General features: G+C 47.0%; 14 protein-coding genes and 2 rRNA genes. 4 read left to right on the top strand and 12 right to left on the bottom strand.

Going from position 1 to position 19,392, the window contains the following annotated elements; translation table 11 throughout:
- Positions 1–156 precede the first annotated feature (156 nt).
- On the top strand, positions 157–1,467 hold the full coding sequence (locus K7399_RS11130; protein ID WP_028977669.1) for an IS1380 family transposase: 1,311 nt from the start codon (positions 157–159) through the stop codon (positions 1,465–1,467).
- Positions 1,468–1,606: 139 nt separating this feature from the next.
- Here K7399_RS11130 and K7399_RS11135 read toward each other — a convergent pair whose 3' ends face one another.
- From K7399_RS11135 to groES, 3 genes are all read right to left on the bottom strand, one after another.
- Positions 1,607–2,092 carry a nitrilase-related carbon-nitrogen hydrolase gene (locus K7399_RS11135; RefSeq protein WP_128167147.1) on the bottom strand — a complete coding sequence of 162 codons (486 nt, stop codon included), beginning with the start codon at positions 2,090–2,092 and terminating at the stop codon, positions 1,607–1,609.
- Between the two features lie 868 nt (positions 2,093–2,960).
- Positions 2,961–4,595, bottom strand: a complete 1,635-nt coding sequence (gene groL / locus K7399_RS11140) for a chaperonin GroEL (protein WP_028977645.1) — start codon at positions 4,593–4,595, stop codon at positions 2,961–2,963.
- Positions 4,596–4,661: 66 nt separating this feature from the next.
- Entirely contained in the window at positions 4,662–4,946 is a 285-nt protein-coding gene (groES, locus tag K7399_RS11145; RefSeq protein WP_010023603.1) for a co-chaperone GroES, read from the bottom strand.
- Between the two features lie 270 nt (positions 4,947–5,216).
- Between groES and K7399_RS11150 the strand changes: the two genes are divergently transcribed.
- Positions 5,217–5,885 carry a CPBP family intramembrane glutamic endopeptidase gene (locus tag K7399_RS11150; RefSeq protein ID WP_051575316.1) on the top strand — a complete coding sequence of 223 codons (669 nt, stop codon included), beginning with the start codon at positions 5,217–5,219 and terminating at the stop codon, positions 5,883–5,885.
- Positions 5,886–6,201: 316 nt separating this feature from the next.
- Here the strand turns inward: K7399_RS11150 and map are convergent, their stop codons facing one another.
- Positions 6,202–6,957 carry a type I methionyl aminopeptidase gene (map, locus tag K7399_RS11155; RefSeq protein ID WP_128167149.1) on the bottom strand — a complete coding sequence of 252 codons (756 nt, stop codon included), beginning with the start codon at positions 6,955–6,957 and terminating at the stop codon, positions 6,202–6,204.
- A gap of 103 nt (positions 6,958–7,060) precedes the next feature.
- Positions 7,061–7,702, bottom strand: coding sequence for a redox-sensing transcriptional repressor Rex (locus K7399_RS11160; RefSeq protein ID WP_028984079.1), 642 nt, complete (start codon positions 7,700–7,702; stop codon positions 7,061–7,063).
- Between the two features lie 279 nt (positions 7,703–7,981).
- Between K7399_RS11160 and K7399_RS11165 the strand changes: the two genes are divergently transcribed.
- Positions 7,982–9,934 carry an ABC transporter ATP-binding protein gene (locus K7399_RS11165; RefSeq protein WP_128167151.1) on the top strand — a complete coding sequence of 651 codons (1,953 nt, stop codon included), beginning with the start codon at positions 7,982–7,984 and terminating at the stop codon, positions 9,932–9,934.
- 428 nt (positions 9,935–10,362) lie between these two features.
- Here K7399_RS11165 and tsaD read toward each other — a convergent pair whose 3' ends face one another.
- From tsaD to K7399_RS11190, 5 genes are all read right to left on the bottom strand, one after another.
- Entirely contained in the window at positions 10,363–11,391 is a 1,029-nt protein-coding gene (gene tsaD / locus K7399_RS11170; protein WP_028977641.1) for a tRNA (adenosine(37)-N6)-threonylcarbamoyltransferase complex transferase subunit TsaD, read from the bottom strand.
- A complete protein-coding gene (gene rimI / locus K7399_RS11175; RefSeq protein WP_172969021.1) occupies positions 11,388–11,843 on the bottom strand; it encodes a ribosomal protein S18-alanine N-acetyltransferase in 456 nt (151 codons plus the stop codon). Before rimI ends, tsaD begins: the two co-directional genes overlap by 4 nt.
- A gap of 2 nt (positions 11,844–11,845) precedes the next feature.
- Complete coding sequence (gene tsaB / locus K7399_RS11180) at positions 11,846–12,535, bottom strand: tRNA (adenosine(37)-N6)-threonylcarbamoyltransferase complex dimerization subunit type 1 TsaB (RefSeq protein WP_128167155.1); 690 nt, start codon at positions 12,533–12,535, stop codon at positions 11,846–11,848.
- Positions 12,516–12,983, bottom strand: coding sequence for a tRNA (adenosine(37)-N6)-threonylcarbamoyltransferase complex ATPase subunit type 1 TsaE (gene tsaE, locus K7399_RS11185; RefSeq protein ID WP_028984075.1), 468 nt, complete (start codon positions 12,981–12,983; stop codon positions 12,516–12,518). The genes tsaB and tsaE overlap by 20 nt, the downstream gene beginning before the upstream one ends.
- A gap of 280 nt (positions 12,984–13,263) precedes the next feature.
- The gene (locus tag K7399_RS11190) at positions 13,264–14,937 is read right to left on the bottom strand and encodes an alpha-keto acid decarboxylase family protein (RefSeq protein ID WP_128167157.1); all 1,674 of its coding nucleotides are present in this window, start codon (positions 14,935–14,937) and stop codon (positions 13,264–13,266) included.
- A gap of 222 nt (positions 14,938–15,159) precedes the next feature.
- On the opposite strand from K7399_RS11190, the gene K7399_RS11195 reads away from it, so the two are divergent.
- Positions 15,160–15,597 carry a MarR family winged helix-turn-helix transcriptional regulator gene (locus K7399_RS11195; protein WP_051575317.1) on the top strand — a complete coding sequence of 146 codons (438 nt, stop codon included), beginning with the start codon at positions 15,160–15,162 and terminating at the stop codon, positions 15,595–15,597.
- A 411-nt stretch (positions 15,598–16,008) separates the two neighbouring features.
- Here K7399_RS11195 and rrf read toward each other — a convergent pair.
- Both rrf and K7399_RS11205 read right to left on the bottom strand, forming a co-directional pair.
- A 5S ribosomal RNA gene (gene rrf, locus K7399_RS11200) occupies positions 16,009–16,125 on the bottom strand.
- Between the two features lie 72 nt (positions 16,126–16,197).
- Positions 16,198–19,125, bottom strand: a 23S ribosomal RNA gene (locus K7399_RS11205).
- Positions 19,126–19,392 lie beyond the last annotated feature (267 nt).

Consider the following 19,392-nt stretch of genomic DNA (forward strand, 5'->3'; position numbering starts at 1 on the left):
TAGCCTAATTTGCTAACTGGCCAAAACGCTTTCCCCACAAGGAGATAACCCTTTTCGTTTTTTCACCGATTAGGTGAAAAAAGTTAATGAAAAAGGAACCATTCCTTTGTATGATAATAGGTGACTAAACCAAAAACATACAAGGAGGTTCCTCATATGCTCAGTGTAGAGGAAAAGTCGTGTCAATTCAACAGGAAGATCAAAATCAATTTTACCGGTGGCGAACTTTCTTCCGACAGCGGTCATCTGATTTTTAAAGAATTTGATGAAAAACTCGGTTTCTCAAAAACGCTGACTCACCATCTGGTGCTGAACGATTCGCGCAAAAGTCCGGATTATTCCAATGAGCAACTTTTGCGCCAGAAGATCTATCAGCTGCTGGCTGGTTATTCTGAAGATGATGCAGCGGATTCATTGATTCACGATCCCGTGTTCACTCAGGTTGTTGAATCACCAACACTTGCGTCACAGCCGACACTCTCCCGTTTTTATGATCGCTTTGATCCTAATGCTCTGGATCAGCTTGGCATGGCCAACCAAAAATTACTCGACAAAGTTCACCGCTATCGCAAGAATCCAGCACTGATCCTTGACTTGGATTCCACCCATGTTGATACGTATGGAAAGCAAGAATCCTCGGACTATAACGCGCATTACGGTACGATCGGCTTCCATCCCTTGGTGGCGTTTGATGGGGCAACGGGTGATTTTTTGAAAGCGAAACTGCGTCCTGGAAATCGCTATACATCGCATGGCGTTGTGGACTTTGTCCGGCCGATTCTCGAACACTACAACGAGCACTTTCCAGAAACCACGCCGCTCGTTCGCGCTGACAGCGGTTTTGCCACACCGGACCTCTACGAGGCGTGCGAAACAGAATCCGTCTACTACGTGATTCGGCTGAAGACCAACGCCGTGCTTCAACGGATGGCCGAAGAACTTCACCCGAATGATTCACCAACCGGTAAAACTCAGTGTTACTATGAAGAATTTGATTATCAGGCGAAGTCCTGGGGTAAGCCAAGACGGGTTGCCGTTCAATCCATTCGCCCGGCCAATGAACTTTTCTTTACGCATACCTTTATCGTGACCAATCTGGTTGAATGCTTCTCCCCGAAACAGGTCTTTCAGACTTATCAGAAACGAGGGACGATGGAAAACTACATCAAGGAAGCCAAATCCGGATTCAGTCTGGATCAACTGTCTAGTCACAAATTCGAAATTAACGAAGTCCGATTGATGCTCAGTCTGCTCGCCTACAATTTAACGAACTGGATGCGGACGATGGCATTCCCAAAAAGACAGAAGGCCATGCGAATCGAAACCATCCGAACGCGGATCGTCAAAGTGGCCAGTAAGCTCGTCCGGTCAGGACGATCCCTTTATTTCAAGCTGTCTTCCAGTTTTGTCTATCAGGCATTCTTCTGGAACGTGCTCAACCGGATTCAACAACTTCACATCGAGTAACAAAAAAACACTCAGCTCAAAATTCAAAACGGGTTCATCAGATCAACGGGGGAAGTCTGTCTCAAAATGGCCTTCTTTTACGTGAATGTTCAGAAATTGATCTTCAAGGTCATTTTTCCATTCAAAAAATCAAGTGAAATCAGGTTGGCTGCATCCTGGTGAGCAAAATCCCGAAAAAACGGCAAGCGGTGAATAATTCAGGGTAAATATTTGTTTTTGGCTCTTTTTCTGCCATGCCAAATACTATGTAAGCGTGATATTTTTTTGTTAATTTTGCGAATTTATTTGTTGCCTTCCCAGGAATTGTATCGACATAGGGTTTTATAGCTTCGCGATCCTTATAGTAATAACCCGTTGTTGCCATTTCCGGGGCCACTGCTAATTTTGCTCCATGTTTAAAAGCCGTTTCAACTTGTTCATAAAGTGCCTCAATATTTTTATCGCGTTCATTTAGCTTCGGATTGAATTCAATGGAAGCAACTTTAAATGGCTTTGATTCTTGTTTCGTGGAAGACTTTGCGTCTGACGTTGAATTTTTTCCATAGAAGATAATTAATGAAATGATTGCAACGATTGCTGCTAACAGAATAATATAAAAATATGGTTTACGACGAATGACAGACATTCTTTTCCTCCTTAACGATACAAAACATGTTAGGTTTTATTACGTGAATGAAGTTAATTATAACGAGTTACTGGTTATGTGTAAATATAATTTCAGTTAGATATTGACAAAATTATTAGATATTTAAATAATTTTTTTCAAAAAAAAGAGATATTCTAGTCACCGTTTATCATGTATCCCGGCACAGCCGAGTAGCTTAATTTATGTCCTTTCGCCCCTTCGATCTGTTTCTCTGCATCCAAGCACTTTTGGTAGTTCTGTTATATGTTCTTAAGCGAATGACCTCATGAAAATTGCGCTCATATCATTGTGGTTACCTCCTTCATTTTAGCTGTCAACTGCACAAAAAAGTTAATCATCCACACAGCATCCCAAGTATAATGAATTTCGAGAGGAAACGATAACCATGAATGAATTTCTTACTGATTTGAAAAAACGATTCACAGGAAAACGGCTTGTATTTTTGACAATCCCATATTTAGTGATCTTGCTTTCATTTTTGTTTCTGCCTTACCTTGGCCCTTATGAATCAATGATTCTACTTGTCCTTCTTATTTCCTACGCTGTTGCAAATTGGATCTGGGATAGGTTTGATCGAAAAAGGAATCAAAACAAAAATTGCTGATAAAACTTATTTTGCACACCTCCCACTTGTATTTCTTTACATTCATTCCCAGGATTTTTGTTCGTACCAACAAAATGAAAAAAGATACCTCTCAGAAGATGGATCGATATCTGAAAGGTATCCGTAAAATCACTTTATGATTCTCATTTGAAATAAAATGAGGATTTTTTGCTACTTTTTAGCCTTTTTTGTTTCCGAAAACCGCTCATAAATCCTATTGCAAAGGGATTTATTGAGGTTCTATCACATCATGCCGCCCATTCCGCCCATGCCTGGTGCGCCTGCTGGCATTTGCGGTTCTGCATGTTCTTCCGGTTTGTCGGCAACGACTGCTTCAGTGGTCAGCAGCATTGCGGATACGGAAGCTGCGTTTTGCAGTGCAGAACGCGTGACCTTCGTTGGATCGACAATTCCGTTTTCAATCATGTTTACCCAATTGCCTTTGGCAGCGTCAAAGCCGATACCGGCTTCTTGAGCTTTCAGTTTTTCAACGATGATCGAGCCTTCGAGGCCCGCGTTTTCACCGATTTGGCGTACTGGTTCTTCAAGCGCGCGAACAACGATGTTGATTCCGGTCTGTTCATCGCCTTCAGCCTCCAGTGCCTTAACATTCTTGATGACATTGGCAAGTGCTGTACCGCCTCCGGCTACAATCCCTTCCTGAACTGCAGCGCGTGTCGAGTTCAATGCGTCTTCGATACGCAGTTTGCGTTCTTTCAGTTCAGTTTCGGTTGCCGCACCGACTTTGATCACTGCGACACCGCCGGACAATTTAGCCAGACGTTCTTGCAGTTTTTCTTTATCGAAATCAGAAGTGGTTTCTTCCAATTGTGCTTTGATTTGGCTGACACGGCCGGCGATCTTATCCGGTGCGCCTGCGCCTTCAACAACCGTCGTGTTTTCTTTGGTTACGATGACTTTGCCTGCTGTTCCAAGTTGGTCAACCGTTGTTTCTTTCAGTTCAAGACCGAGGTCGCTCGTGATCACTTGACCGCCAGTCAATACAGCGATGTCTTCGAGCATTGCTTTTCTGCGATCGCCGAAGCCAGGAGCCTTAACCGCAACAACGTTGAATGTCCCGCGCAGTTTGTTCAGTACGAGCGTTGCCAGGGCTTCGCCTTCAACGTCTTCAGCAATAATCAACATTGGTTTGCCTTGTTGTACAACCTTTTCAAGAACCGGCAGGATTTCCTGAATGTTGGAGATCTTCTTGTCGGTGATTAAGATGTATGGGTTGTCAAGAACAGCTTCCATCTTGTCTTGGTCGGTCACCATGTATGCGGAAGCGTAACCGCGATCGAATTGCATCCCTTCAACCACGTCTAGTTCCGTTGCAAAACCTTTGGATTCTTCAAGCGTTACTACGCCGTCATTGCCGACTTTTTCCATCGCTTCGGCGATCAGTTCGCCGACTTTTTCGTCAGCAGCAGAGATTGCGGCAACTTGTGCAATCGATGCTTTGCCTTCGATTGGTTTTGAAATTTCTTTCAAGCCTTCAACGGCAGCCTGCGTTGCTTTTTCAATTCCGCGGCGGATACCCATTGGGTTTGCGCCGGAAGCAACGTTCTTCAAGCCTTCGCGAATCATCGACTGAGCCAGAACCGTAGCGGTTGTTGTACCGTCACCGGCAACGTCGTTTGTTTTGCTGGCAACTTCGGATACGAGACGCGCACCCATGTTTTCAAATTTATCTTCGAGTTCGATTTCTTTTGCAATGGTTACACCGTCATTAGTGATCAGCGGTGAGCCGTATTTTTTGTCAAGGACAACGTTGCGGCCTTTCGGTCCAAGCGTTACTTTAACCGCATTAGCCAATACGTCGACCCCGCGCAGCATTGAGCGGCGCGCTTCTTCACCAAATTTAATATCTTTTGCCATTGTGAATAGTCCCTCCTAATGTAAATGCGATCAAAAAATCTTTTCAACGTACAATCTGTCAGACAATCAGCCGATTACTGCAAGAACATCATCCTGACGGACAACGAGATACGTCTTGCCGTCATATTTTACTTCTGTTCCTGCATATTTTGAAAAGATTACTTTTTCTCCTTCTTTTACATCCAAAGCGATGCGTTCGCCTTTGTCCGATACCTTGCCGGCACCAACAGCAACGATGCGGCCTTCTTGCGGCTTCTCTTTAGCCGAGTCAGGAAGTACAATACCGCTTGCAGTCTTCTCTTCTTTTTCTTGTGGTTCGATCACAATACGATCACCCAATGGCTTTAACATGTTGAAATACCCTCCTTAAAAATGTTAAGTAAAGTACTTTGTTAGCACTCCATGCACCTGAGTGCTAATCCATTTAATATAATAATCAATTCCATATAGATTTGCAAGTTTTTCCTTAAAAATATTTGCGCAGTAAAAAATGAGAAAACGGGGAAAAAGAAATAGAAAAGAAGCTATGTTAAAATAGGACAATAAGTCTTCGTGAAAATCATGTCATCAGCATTGCCACAAACGTTTGAAACGATACTTAAGAATATGAGGTGTCCGGACTTGCTTTTACGCTACATCCTAGTTGTTTTTGTTTATTTCGCCTGTGTTCTATCACCGCTGTTTCCCTGGTTTCCGAGTGCGCATCAAAGTACCGCATACATAAATACGTACACTGCCGTCTTTTTTGTGACCGTCATCATTATCGGTCTGCTGCTGCTTCCGGAGCGCCGGATGGAGCGGAGCATGCGCGCGTCTTGGGGGGAGTCGATCGCCTGGGCAATTTGCGGCATCTTCATTCTCTATGTGTTGCAGATCGCTGCTGTGCTGATCAACAATCTGATTCTTGGTCAGCCGCTGTCATCTGAACATACAGCCGGCATCGTTAAAATGGCGAAAACTGCGCCGCTTTTTATTTTCGCCGTTAGTGTCATCGGCCCGATACTTGAAGAAATCGTCTTTCGTAAAATTCTCTTCGGAAGTCTAAAAAAAGTGATCGGCTTTATTTTTTCCGCTGTGATCAGTTCGCTAGTCTTCGCCGCCGGTCACTTTGACTTTTCGCATCTGCTTATCTATTTTGTGATCGGCTTCTTTCTTTGTTATGCCTATCATAAAACCGGCCGAATTTGGGTGACCATGTTCATGCACGCGGCGATGAATACGATCGTTGTCCTGCTTACGATGAACGTTCAGCTGACCAATACAACCGGATGGATTCACTGGCTGCTCTGAACTCCAGCCCTGTGCGATGGGTTCGCGTCTTTTCGGTGCTGAATCGTCGCTTCGGTTACTCGCTTGCCGCGGGCGCACCACGAGCCTTCTCAGACAGGCAGGAATCCGCGGCGTCTCGCATCTGCGCGTTGATGCACGGTCTTTTGCATGACCAAAAATCTTATACTTTGTACGTAAATACAAGTTAGACGCTTTATCTCAAGGGTATTTTCATTCCGGCGGTGTCCCGCGCCCCCCCAAGCGGGTCATGAATGTTTATTATCCTGCGAGAAAAACGGAGCCCCGATCTGGGACTCCGTTTTTCTAGTACACGTTTTTATGCTTCGTCGAGGCTGGTCAGAATTTCCGGACCGTTCTTCGTAATCGCAAGCGTATGTTCATACTGTGCAGACAAGGAACCGTCAACCGTTCGCGCGGTCCAACCGTTTGAATCAACCTTCGCGTGCCAGTCACCGGTATTGAGCATTGGCTCAATCGTGATCGTCATCCCTTCACGCAGGCGCAAACCGCGTCCAGGACGCCCGTAATGGGCAACGGGCGGATCTTCGTGCATCGTCGGTCCGATACCATGCCCGACAAATTCGCGGACAACGCTGAGCCCTTCTGCCTCCGCATAGCTTTGAATCGCGTAGCCGATATCGCCGAGACGATTGCCGACAACCGCTTGTTCAATGCCTTTATACAGCGATTTTTCCGTTGTTTCAAGTAGGTGCTGCGCTTCATCGGAAATTTCTCCAACCGCATAGCTCCAGGCTGAATCGGACATCGCGCCGTTCAGATTAACCACCATGTCAATGGTGACAATGTCACCTTTTTTCAGTGGCTTTTTGTTGGGAAAGCCATGGCAGATCTCATCATTTACCGACGCGCAAGTCGCAAATTGATAACCTTCGAAGCCCTTCTCTTCAGGAATAGCGCCGTTTTTTTCAAGAAAGTCGTTCACGAATTCCTCGATCTCCCACGTTGTTGTTCCGGGACGAATCATTGATTTAATGTGCTGATGGGCGCGGGCCAGCAATTGACCGGATTTTTTCATCTCAGCAATTTCATTAACTGATTTTAATTGAATCATTGTTTCATTCCACCTTATCTTTGAACCTGATCGGATAAAACGCATTACTCTCGCTTCATGTTTCACGTCGTCAAGGTTTCACCTGTATTTTACCACTTAATCTTTAAGAATTCTTTGTTTCCATTGAATGATTCAGAAAGTAGATCAGTGCTTGAAGTTCAACCGTCATATCGACATGACGGACATAGGCATTCTCAGGAAGGTTTAAGGTCGTTGGCGAAAAATTCAAGAATCCGCGAATTCCTGAGGCCAATGCCTTCTCTGCCGCTTCTTGAGCATGAGCTGCCGGAACGGTTAGAATTGCGGCGACAATCTCATGATGGTCGTTCGCTGCAAGTTCATCCATCGCAAATACTTTTGTCCCGCTCACCTTTGTACCGATCTTTTTCGGATCAACATCATAAGCGCGTACAATTTGCGTATTATTATTCTTTAGAAAATTATGGTTGAGCAGCGCCGTACCCAAATGACCGACACCAATCAGGATCACGCGATTGAGTTCATCTTGGTACAGCGTCTTTTTTAAAAAATCCATTAAATATTGCGTATCGTAGCCGTAGCCTTTTCTCCCCAGTGCACCAAAATAGGAAAAGTCCTTACGGATCGTCGTCGAATCGATTTGCACAAGCTCACCGAATTTCGAGGATGAGATGCGCGTCTTCCCATTCGCAACCAGTTGCTGAAGGGTTCGGTAATACAATGGAAGCCGCTCGGCTGTCGCCTGCGGTACAGTTTGGCTTGCCATGACCGAATCTCGCCTCCCAATCGTCCAATCTCATTATTATTTGCGTCATGGATGTTTCTCGTTCAACTATACTATATTCACCGATTCATTTGTTCTTTATTTCACAATCCTTACTGTTTTCGCCTCATTTTTCCCAGATCATGCCCTTTATGTTGCCCAACAAAACACCAGTACGCTACAATAAAACTAACTATCCTTATTATACTCAAGGTAAGCGTCTATCGCTTGAACGCTGCCTTGCATTGAACGAATTCCTAATTGTGTCTGAGGTGAAGATCCGTGCTGCTTCTACAAACAAGCGAGATCAGCAAATCATTTGGTACTGATCTTGTTTTATCGACTATTACGATCGATGTCCAGTTCGGCGAACGTGTTGCGCTTGTCGGCCGAAACGGGGCAGGAAAATCAACGCTTCTGAAAATCATCGCCGGCAAAATAAGCGCCGACAGCGGCGAAGTGATCATGCCCAAGGATCGCACCATGGGCTATTTGCCGCAAAATGCTACACTTGACTCAACACGTGGCATCTATGACGAACTGGTCTCGGTTTTCAGTCCGCTCATCGCGCTTGAGAAGAAGATGCGCGCGATGGAGGCGCAGATGGCTGATCCCGGCAGCTTTTCAAACCCTAAAGATTATGAACAACTGCTCAAATCTTATGACCTGATCCAAGCCGACTACCGTGCAAAAGGCGGGTTTACGTATCAGGCAGAAACCCGAAGCGTGCTGAATGGCTTGAAATTCGGCCGTTTCCCCGACGATACACCCGTCTGCAACCTCTCCGGCGGACAAAAGACGCAGCTTGCGCTTGGCAAACTGCTGCTGATGAAACCTGATCTGCTAATCCTTGACGAACCGACCAACCATCTGGACATCGACACACTCTCTTGGCTGGAAAATTACCTGCAGCGTTATAACGGCAGCGTGCTCGTTGTCTCGCATGACCGCTATTTTCTTGATAAAATTGCGACAAAGGTATTTGAAATTGCTCGTCACCGCGTGCGCAAATACACCGGCAATTACTCGCGCTATCTCCAACAGCGTGCAGCGGAGTACGAGAGCGAAATGAAGGCCTATGACAAACAGCAAAAAGAAGTCGCCAAGCTGCAGGAATTTGTTCAGAAAAATATCGTCCGCGCCTCGACGACCAAACGCGCGCAAAGCCGGCGCAAACAATTGGAGAAGATGGAACGGATGGAACGGCCGACAGGCGATGCAAAATCGGCCAAATTCTCATTCACAATCAAGCAACAGAGCGGCCGAGACGTCTTGGCCGTTTCCAATCTCAGTGTTGGTTACGCAGAACAGGCACCGATGATTTCCGATCTGACTTTTCGAATCAGCCGCGGTGACCGTGTCGCATTGGTCGGACCGAACGGAATTGGAAAATCGACCGTCCTTAAAGCGATCGCCGGATCGGCCACTCGTCTCACAGGTGATGTACGCCTCGGGAGCAAGGTTAGCATTGGTTACTACGATCAGGAACAGCGCAGCCTCGATCCAACAAAAACGGCGCTTCATGAACTTTGGGATGATTATCCACTGACTCCGGAAGGAGATATTCGCACCATACTCGGCGGCTTCCTTTTCTCCGGAGCTGAAGCCGATAAGTTGGTCGCACAATTAAGCGGCGGTGAGAAGGCGCGTGTCATGCTCGCTAAGCTGATGATGCGCCACGATAACCTGCTGATTCTTGACGAGCCGACCAATCATCTCGATTTGGACAGCAAAGAGGTCTTGGAAAATGCGCTGATTGACTATCCGGGAACGATCTTATTCGTATCCCATGACCGTTACTTTATCAACAATCTTGCCAGTCGCGTGTTTGAGTTGTCGCGTGAGGGGATCACGGAATACCTCGGCGATTATGACTATTACATCGATAAAAAAACCGAGCAGCAAGAAATTGCAGCGCTTGATCACCAAGCAGAAACCACGCAGCAAAAAGAAGCCGCTGCGCCGGAAGGAAAAAGCCAATTTTTAAAAGATAAAGAGCTAAAGAAGAAGAAACGTCAGCTTATCCGCTTCATCGAGCAGTCGGAAGCAGCTATCAGCGCATTAGAAGAAAAGATAGAACAAAACCAACAAGCATTGCTCAAGCCGGAAGTGTTTAGCGATACAAAGAAAGCTCGCGAAACTCAGGAAGCCATTGAACAATTGGAAGCCCAGCTTAACAAAATGATGGAGGATTGGGAAGCGGCACAGCTGGAGCTCGACAACTTTGATTGCTGATTTGTAGTTGCCCACAGCATGAAGGGGGTTTATCCACAAATAAATGTGTTTATCCCCAGATCATTCCGTTTATGCCCACACTTATTCACATATATTGTGGATAAGTGGTTATCTGTATTACACATGCACTTATCCACCGGTGCATAAGTCTTCTAAAATCTTTTTCAAATCTGGCACTCGGTGTGTATCATTGGTAAATACGTCCGTTGATCCTACGCAACCTGTGCTTAACTTGTGAAAACAACGAAACAATTGCACTAAAAAATTGCAAATTGATCACCTATTGTGGAAAAACGGTCATGAACTGTGGAAAAGCTAAGCGAAACCCAAAACGATCAATAAGCCGCCCCAGTCGGCAAAATAAAGAGCCTCAAAGGCACAGCCTTTGAAGCTCTTTATTTTGCATCCTATACGTTTTAATCACGCGCTTAAAAATCTTCAATGTTCAAATTCGCACGTCCGTTTAACGAGAGATCGGCACGCGTTCCTTTGAGGAAGCCGATTGTTCCCGATGCAGCAATCATTGCTGCATTATCCGTGCACAACGAGAGCGGCGGTATGGTCAGCGGTATCGATCGCGTTCGAGCCGCCTCTTCTATTTCAGAACGAATCTTGCTGTTTGCCGAAACCCCGCCTGCAACCAAAATCTGTTTGGCATGAACACGCTCGGCCGCCATCATAGTCTTTTTGACAAGGACTTCGCTGACGCTTTCTTGGAAGCTGGCGGCAATGTCGGCATGATTCAGCTTATGGCCGCGTTGCTGCTCGTTATGCACATAGTTAATCACAGCCGATTTTAAGCCGCTGAAACTGAAGTCCAGTGACCCTTCTTCCAACCAAGCACGCGGAAAGTCAATAACCGGAGATCCTTGCTTAGCCAAGCGATCAATTTCCGGACCTCCCGGGTAAGGCAGACCGAGCGTGCGGGCAACCTTATCAAATGCTTCTCCGGCCGCGTCATCTCTCGTGGTTCCGATCACCTCATAGGCGCCATGTTCTTTCATGTGAACAAGTTCCGTATGACCGCCTGAAACAACAAGTGCAATTAATGGAAAGTGCAGTTCACTAACCATTCGGTTTGCGTAAATATGTCCGGTAATATGATGCACCGGAATAAGCGGCAGCTGATGCGCATAAGCAAGCGCCTTGGCTGCATTTACGCCGACAAGCAGCGCACCGATCAAACCGGGGCCTTGCGTGACGGCGATCCCGTCAAGGTCTTCCCAGGCCACTCCGGATTTGCGCAACGCTTCCTCGCAGATCACGGTGATTTGATCCACATGATGTCGTGATGCAATTTCAGGAACAACTCCGCCGAAGCGGCGATGAACCTCAATTTGTGATGCAACAGCATTCGAACGAATCACCGTTCCGTTCTCCACGACCGCAGCGGCCGTTTCATCACAACTTGTTTCAATACCTAAAATTAGTGTTTTCTGATTTACATTGAGTTTCATAATCTCACCCACATCACAAGTGCATCTTCCCCGTTATTTGAATAGTAATTTTTGCGGATCCCTCCGTCACGAAATCCGAGTTTGCGGTACAGATTCTGTGCCACTTGATTGCTGACGCGAACCTCTAAACTGACCGAGTGCGCATGCTGGGACAATGCATGGAGCATGACGTGGCGGAGCAGTGATTCACCAACCTTATAGCCTCGATAACCGCTCAATACAGCCAGATTGGTAATATGCGCCTCATCAACGATGACCCAAATACCGCAATAGCCAATAATTTTCCCTTCAAAATCTGCAACAAAATAGCTTGCAAACTGATTGCTCGACATTTCATTTTCAAATGCCCTTTGCGACCACGGCACTTCAAAAGCACTGTGCTCAACAACCATGACCTGATCGATATCTGTCATGGTCATCGGACGTATCGTGAATGATCGTAAATCCGGCATGTTTATCGCCCCTGTTTGGCCAGCCACTTCGCTTCAGCTTCTGCTAAGCGAAGGTAAACCGGCAAAAAGTGATGCACATCAGAAACCGGTTCTTTTGTTGCGCCGATTCGCGCCAGCTCTGCTGGTCTCGGCAGATTCTGCGTGCTGCCTCCCAGCACTGCAAAGGCTTCGGAACTGAGCTTCTCGCTCCATTTGTCAAGATCGTTACTGAGAAAAAGTACCGGACGTTCACGCTTTGCAAGCGCCGGGAGCCAATTCTCCATCAGGACGAGCTGATCGGGAACAGTCTGTACCATTTTGCCGTCTTTTTGCTCATATAAACCGGCAAAGACCTGTCCACGTCTTGCATCGAAGAACGGCGCAACATATCCGTCAAATCCGCGCCCGTTCTGAGCGACGACCTCTAGGCTTGAAACCCCGACAAGTTCCTTTTTTAGTGTCCAAGCCATCGTTTTCGCAATGGTTATGCCAATACGCAAACCCGTATACGATCCCGGTCCTTCCGCCACAACAATCCGATCGAGTTCCGACGGCTTTAAGCCCGCCGCTTGAACCATTTGTGCAAGAGCAGGCATTAATCGTTCTGAATGATTTTTCTTATTGTTGGTGATCAGCTCGCTTAGCACCTTCTGCTCTGCCGTCACGGCAACGCCCATCACTAAATTGGATGAATCAATGGCTAATACGTTCATCTTTTGATATCTCCTCATATATACGCTCAGATCGTGTACCGCCGGCTGCGCAAGTAATGATCCGCTCCTGTTCATTCACACGCTTAACAGCAATTGACAAGACGTCTTTCGGAAGCCATGAGGGAATGTTCTCGGCCCATTCGATAACCGTAACCCCATCCTGTTCAAAATAATCTTCCAGACCAATATCCTCTTCATCGCTGATCCGATACACATCCATATGATAAAGGGCAATACGCCCACTGTGGTATTCTTTTACAATTGTAAATGTTGGACTGTTCACCATTTCTGTGATGCCTAGGCCCTTGGCAATCCCTTTAGAAAAAATTGTTTTTCCCGCTCCAAGGTCCCCTGACAAAGTCAATACATCGCCCGGTTGCAAATAGCTCGCCAAACACTCAGAAAATGCCATGGTTTCCTCCGGGGAATGCGTCACCCACTGATGCATGTACGTTCACCTTTTCAATGGTTTTATGTGAATAGGTAATCTTTATGACCATTCTTCACAAGCCAAATATACACTTAGTGTACCATAATTAAACAACAATTTCTTTCCTCACAGCGATGTCTGTAACCTTCGTGCTTCAACTAAAACCTGTACCTAATTAGTGGCCGTGTTAAAAAATTATGTTGGTCTTCATGATTTATCCGCAATAGAAAAAGGTGCCTCAAGAGTCCTTGGACTCTTGAGACATCTTCTCATTACAATTTTATAGAATCTATTCCCGTCAGTCATTCTGAGCAGCAAAAATTTTACCGAGGGTGGTCAATAATTCAGGCATATCCATCTTCTGAGTAACCACCTCAACAAATCTCAAGACATCCGGTGATTCAGCGATATCCTTAAGGGCATCCGCAAATTCGCCTTCTGTATTCGTCTTGTAGCTTTTAAAATTCTTGTTTCCACCGAGAGCGGCCGGAAGATCTGCATAGCGCCACATTTTAATATCATTGTATGAGGCTTCAGGTCCGTGGATTGAGCGTTCAACCGTATAGCCGTCATTATTGATCACGAAAATGATCGGATGAAGATTTTCACGTAACATGGTTGAAATTTCTTGAAAAGTTAACTGAAATGCCCCATCACCAATCAGCAAAAGGTTGCGCCGCGACAGATCGGCAAGCTGCGCGCCAAGTGTCGCTGGTAATGTATAGCCGATTGATCCCCATAGCGGCTGTCCAATGTAGGTAACATTTTCTTTAAGAGGGACTGTCTGCGCACCAAAAAATGAAGTCCCTTGATCGGCAACAACCACATCTTCTTTCTGAATGAAAAGTCGAATCATTTCCCAAAAACGTTTCTGTGTCAGTGCCTGATCATCTTTCACATAGAAAGGTTCTTCTCTCTGCTGCTCTGTAACTGGGATAATATTCAGAGATTGCTCCTCACGCTTTTTCAGCATTCCTGCCAATTGATTGAGCGATTCATCCATCGCTATTTTTGAATAAACTTTGTTCAGATATTTGACTTCCTTAGGTGCTATGTGGATAACAGACTCTTCCTTGAAGCCTTGTGAGAAACCGCTCGTAATCGAATCAGTAAATTTAACCCCAATACTTATCATGCAGTCTGCATGATCAATCCGATTTCGCAAATAATCAGGACTTGTTTTTCCGCTATAGACACCAATAAATTGAGGATGTTCTTCATTAAAGACACCCTTCCCCATGCTCAGTGTTGCGATAGGGAACCCAGTCGCTTCCACAAAACGTTTCAATGCTTCTTCAACATGAAACCGAGAGACTTGATAATCTGCCAAAATGACTGGTGACTTTGCCTTTTCAATCACAGGGATGAGCGTTTCGAGCATTTCGCTGATCGTATTTGCTGATGCTGCAGAGTCTTCTTTAAGCAACGGTTCCTTTGGCTGCTTCGCCGGAAGTCCATGTATATCTACCGGAAGATTGATATAAACCGGCGCCTTCTCGTACCAGCAAGTTCTTAGTACCCGGTCAATTTCTTCTGTTGCATTCTCTGCTGTCAGAGTTGTTTGAGCGGCCGTGACCTCTTTGTACATTTTCGAAAAATGATTAAACTCGCCATCACCTAATGTATGGTGAACAAGACGACCTTCTTCTGCAACCTTTGATGCAGGAGAGCCTGTAATTTTAACTACGGGCACCTGTTCAGCTCGTGATCCAGCAATTCCGTTCACTGCACTGAGTTCGCCAACGCCGAATGTTGTGACCAATGCAGCAATACCATGGATGCGCGCATAACCATCCGCAGCATAAGCCGCGTTCAATTCGTTACAGTTTCCTACCCATTCAAGTGCCGGATGCTCAATAATTTTATCAAGAAACGAAAGATTGTAATCCCCGGGCACACCAAAAATGTGTCGAATGCCAAGTTCACCTAATCTGTCGACCAAATAACGCCCAATTGTGTACGTTGTACGCATTTCTTCCTATCCCCTCACTTTAAAAATTTATGAAAGAGTATTAGGTCAATACTATTGACCTTTATAGAAAGTATAGACTGAGCATTTTAACAAGTCAACCATGTTGTCCTATTTTAAAATTATGTGCGACATCGGTCCTCCTTTTATGCTATACTACTAAATCAGTACGAAAGGAGTTAGAAAAACGTGAATGAGGAAGAACAGCAGCTAAACAAGGTTCTCATGCTTTTCTATTTCGGATACAGAACCTTTACCGAGAAACCAGACCAAATCATTGAAAAGTATGGTATACAGCGTGTGCACCACCGCATTCTTTTTTTTATTGCTCAAGTCCCAGGGATCACCGTGAATGACCTTCTTTCGATCCTCGAAGTTTCAAAGCAAGCACTCAATACACCGCTCAGACTCTTATCTGAAAAAAATCTGATCAAGATGGTTCAGGCAGATTACGATAAACGCTACAAACTGCTCTATCTGACGGAGCAAGGAAAGCAGCTTGAAAGTAAACTTAGCCATGTACAAAGAGAACAGATGAAGACAATCTTTGACTCTCTCGGATCAAATCATCAAAAAGCGTGGATTGATGTCATGAACGCTCTTGCAAAAGTCCGTCCAGGGCAGCAGCAATTTAATACGCAAATTAATAAACAGAGACATTGAAAAAATTAACGGATTGCTCATTTGCAGATCTATGATTCCTTCGTTTGTTGAATCATAACGGGGAACATCGACAAAGGAAGTTTCCCCTTAAAAAAGCAACATTTAATTAAGGCAAAAAGCGCCCGGTCCCTAATCTCCAACCATGTTTGATGGGCTCGTGTCTTTTCGGCGCTGAATCGCCGCTTCGGTTACTCGCTTGCCGCGGGCGCACCGCGAGCCTCCTCAGACAGGCCAGGAATCTGCGGGGTCTCGCTGGCACGCTGTTCCCGCAGGCGCCAGAGCCCCTCCGCTTTGATTCTTGGCCAAGACACTGGTCTATTGGTTTGAAGACGGGGCAAAATCCTATACTTTCTTATCCTGTCAAAAAAACACGCGTCTCTCAATTTCTGAGAAACGCGTGTTGATCGCTTTGCCTGGCAGTGACCTACTCTCACAGGGGGACAGCCCCCAATTACCATCGGCACAGAAGAGCTTAACGACCGTGTTCGGGATGGGAACGGGTGTGACCTCTTCGCTATAACCGCCAGACTTAAACCGGCTCTCACGAGCCTTCAAAACCGGTAACGAAAACTTCAAAGTCATTCATCCAATTGTTTGTTTTGGGTTAAGTCCTCGACCGATTAGTATCTGTCCGCTTCACACGTCACCGTGCTTCCACTCCAGACCTATCAACCTCATCATCTCTAAGGGGTCTTACTGATTAAAATCATGGGAAATCTCATCTTGAAGGGGGCTTCATGCTTAGATGCTTTCAGCACTTATCCCGTCCACACATAGCTACCCAGCGTATGCTCCTGGCGGAACAACTGGTACACCAGCGGTGTGTCCATCCCGGTCCTCTCGTACTAAGGACAGCTCTTCTCAAATTTCCTACGCCCGCGACGGATAGGGACCGAACTGTCTCACGACGTTCTGAACCCAGCTCGCGTACCGCTTTAATGGGCGAACAGCCCAACCCTTGGGACCTACTTCAGCCCCAGGATGCGATGAGCCGACATCGAGGTGCCAAACCTCCCCGTCGATGTGAACTCTTGGGGGAGATAAGCCTGTTATCCCCAGGGTAGCTTTTATCCGTTGAGCGATGGCCCTTCCATGCGGTGCCACCGGATCACTAAGCCCGACTTTCGTCCCTGCTCGACTTGTAGGTCTCGCAGTCAAGCTCCCTTGTGCCTTTACACTCTGCGAATGATTTCCAACCATTCTGAGGGAACCTTTGGGCGCCTCCGTTACCTTTTAGGAGGCGACCGCCCCAGTCAAACTGCCCGCCTGACACTGTCTCCGAACCGGATCACGGTTCAGGGTTAGAATGTCGATATCGTCAGGGCAGTATCCCACCGATGCCTCCACCGAACCTAGCGGTCCGGCTTCCAAGGCTCCTGCCTATCCTGTACAAACGATACCCACATCCAATATCAAGCTGCAGTAAAGCTCCATGGGGTCTTTCCGTCCTGTCGCGGGTAACCTGCATCTTCACAGGTACTATAATTTCACCGGGTCTCTCGTTGAGACAGTATCCAAATCGTTACACCTTTCGTGCGGGTCGGAACTTACCCGACAAGGAATTTCGCTACCTTAGGACCGTTATAGTTACGGCCGCCGTTTACTGGGGCTTCAATTCAAAGCTTCTCCCCGAAGGGATAACCTCTCCTTTTAACCTTCCAGCACCGGGCAGGTGTCAGCCCCTATACATCACCTTACGGTTTAGCAGAAACCTGTGTTTTTGGTAAACAGTCGCTTGGATCTTTTCACTGCGGCTCTCCGGACCCGAAGGTCCTTCGAGCACCCCTTCTCCCTAAGTTACGGGGTGATTTTGCCGAGTTCCTTAACGAGAGTTCTCCCGAGCGTCTTAGAATTCTCTTCTTGCCCACCTGTGTCGGTTTGGGTACGGGCACCGTTTCACTCGCTAGAGGCTTTTCTTGGCAGTGTAGGATCAGGCGCTTCGGTACTTAAGTTCCCTCCTCATCACCGCTTGGCCACAAGCAGCGGGATTTGCCTCGCTGCAAGCCTCACGGCTTGAACGCACGCTTCCATCCGTGCGCTCGCCTTACCTTCCTGCGTCCCCCCATCACTCAAACGTGAAACGCTGGTACAGGAATATCAACCTGTTGTCCATCGCCTACGCCTTTCGGCCTCGGCTTAGGCCCCGACTAACCCTGAGCGGACGAACCTTCCTCAGGAACCCTTAGGCTTTCGACGGAGAAGATTCTCACTTCTCTTTTCGTTACTCATACCGGCATTCTCACTTCCAAACGCTCCAACATGCCTCACGGCACATCTTCAATGCCCTTGGAACGCTCCCCTACCATGACCTGACGGTCATCCGCGACTTCGGTGCTGTGCTTAGCCCCGTTACATTTTCGGCGCGACGCCACTCGACCAGTGAGCTATTACGCACTCTTTAAATGGTGGCTGCTTCTGAGCCAACATCCTGGTTGTCTGGGCAACGTCACATCCTTTCCCACTTAGCACAAACTTAGGGACCTTAGTCGGCGGTCTGGGCTGTTTCCCTTTCGACGACGGATCTTATCACTCGCCGTCTGACTCCCGGACGTAAGGGCTTGGCATTCGGAGTTTGACTGAACTCGGTAATCCTGTGGGGACCCCTTATTCAATCAGTGCTCTACCTCCAAGTCTCACTCATCCGAGGCTAGCCCTAAAGCTATTTCGGGGAGAACCAGCTATCTCCGTGTTCGATTGGCATTTCACCCCTACCCACACCTCATCCCCGCATTTTTCAACATGCGTGGGTTCGGGCCTCCATTCAGTGTTACCTGAACTTCACCCTGGACATGGGTAGATCACACGGTTTCGGGTCGACAACCCTAAACTCATTCGCCCTATTCAGACTCGCTTTCGCTGCGGCTCCGCCTCTTCAGCTTAACCTTGCTTAGAATCGTCACTCGCCGGTCCATTCTACAAAAGGTACGCTGTCACCCCCGAAGGGGGCTCCAACTACTTGTAAGCACACGGTTTCAGGATCTCTTTCACTCCCCTTCCGGGGTGCTTTTCACCTTTCCCTCACGGTACTGGTTCACTATCGGTCACTGGGGAGTATTTAGCCTTGGGAGACGGTCCTCCCGGATTCCGACGGGGTTTCTCGTGTCCCGCCGTACTCAGGATCCACTCCGGAGTGTACGTTCCGTCGGCTACAGGGCGTTTGCCTTCTCTGGCCGACCCTTCCAGGTCGTTCGCCTGAAACGTACATTTGTAACTCCATGCGGAGTGTCCTACAACCCCAAAGGGCAAGCCCTTTGGTTTGGGCTGTTTCCCTTTCGCTCGCCACTACTCAGGAAATCGCATTTGCTTTCTCTTCCTCCGGGTACTGAGATGTTTCAGTTCCCCGGGTCTGCCTTACTCTGCCTATGGATTCAGCAGAGCATGCTATCCGTTCAGGATAGCGGGTTCCCCCATTCGGAAATCTTCGGATCAAAGCTTACTTACAGCTCCCCGAAGCGTATCGGCGTTCGTTCCGTCCTTCATCGGCTCCCAGTGCCAAGGCATCCACCGTGCGCTCTTTATAACTTAACCACTGCATGCGCGATGAGCGGCGAATCTCTTCGTCAGCTTGTTCCCTGTGATCCTCATGTAATTAAGGAACTTCTGCTAAAAACGTGTACGTCCTGTACACAACGCAGAAGTCACCACTTCCTGTGGAAGTTACATTCCGGTTCTCGGAAACGACGCTTCCTCGATCTTCTTGCTCCTAGCACATGCCATTTATGATTCGTCGCTTGATCGAAAGATCAATTGAATAATCATTTTGGATGTTTCTTGACTTTGTTGCTTGTTTTCGTT

The organism is Sporolactobacillus terrae (assembly GCF_019930545.1).
GTDB lineage: Bacteria > Bacillota > Bacilli > Bacillales > Sporolactobacillaceae > Sporolactobacillus > Sporolactobacillus terrae.

Coding starts and splice junctions, on each gene's coding strand:
- K7399_RS11190 (WP_128167157.1), bottom strand. CDS start 14,937: ATGCGTACAACGTACACAATTGGGCGTTATTTGGTCGACAGATTAGGT.
- rimI (WP_172969021.1), bottom strand. CDS start 11,843: ATGCCGGATTTACGATCATTCACGATACGTCCGATGACCATGACAGAT.
- map (WP_128167149.1), bottom strand. CDS start 6,957: ATGATTCAATTAAAATCAGTTAATGAAATTGCTGAGATGAAAAAATCC.
- groL (WP_028977645.1), bottom strand. CDS start 4,595: ATGGCAAAAGATATTAAATTTGGTGAAGAAGCGCGCCGCTCAATGCTG.
- groES (WP_010023603.1), bottom strand. CDS start 4,946: ATGTTAAAGCCATTGGGTGATCGTATTGTGATCGAACCACAAGAAAAA.
- K7399_RS11135 (WP_128167147.1), bottom strand. CDS start 2,092: ATGTCTGTCATTCGTCGTAAACCATATTTTTATATTATTCTGTTAGCA.
- K7399_RS11130 (WP_028977669.1), top strand. CDS start 157: ATGCTCAGTGTAGAGGAAAAGTCGTGTCAATTCAACAGGAAGATCAAA.
- tsaB (WP_128167155.1), bottom strand. CDS start 12,535: ATGAACGTATTAGCCATTGATTCATCCAATTTAGTGATGGGCGTTGCC.
- K7399_RS11160 (WP_028984079.1), bottom strand. CDS start 7,702: ATGGCAAGCCAAACTGTACCGCAGGCGACAGCCGAGCGGCTTCCATTG.
- K7399_RS11195 (WP_051575317.1), top strand. CDS start 15,160: ATGCTTTTCTATTTCGGATACAGAACCTTTACCGAGAAACCAGACCAA.
- tsaD (WP_028977641.1), bottom strand. CDS start 11,391: ATGAAACTCAATGTAAATCAGAAAACACTAATTTTAGGTATTGAAACA.
- tsaE (WP_028984075.1), bottom strand. CDS start 12,983: ATGCATCAGTGGGTGACGCATTCCCCGGAGGAAACCATGGCATTTTCT.